This is a genomic window from Bacillus cereus group sp. BfR-BA-01379 (assembly GCF_022663605.1).
Classification (GTDB): Bacteria; Bacillota; Bacilli; order Bacillales; family Bacillaceae_G; genus Bacillus_A; species Bacillus_A mobilis.
Genome location: NZ_JAKUFT010000371.1, coordinates 1 through 204 on the forward strand (window position 1 = coordinate 1; position 204 = coordinate 204).

The window sequence follows — 204 nt, forward strand, 5'->3', positions numbered from 1 at the left end:
CCTTTCGTGCGGGTCGGAACTTACCCGACAAGGAATTTCGCTACCTTAGGACCGTTATAGTTACGGCCGCCGTTTACTGGGGCTTCAGTTCAGAGCTTCGCTTACGCTACCCCCTCTCCTTAACCTTCCAGCACCGGGCAGGTGTCACCCCCTATACTTCGCCTTACGGCTTCGCAGAGAGCTGTGTTTTTGCTAAACAGTCGC

General features: G+C 54.9%; 1 rRNA gene. It reads right to left on the minus strand.

Annotation, left to right across the window (positions count from 1 at the left end):
• A 23S ribosomal RNA gene (locus MR113_RS28305) occupies positions 1 to 204 on the minus strand; the annotation flags it as partial.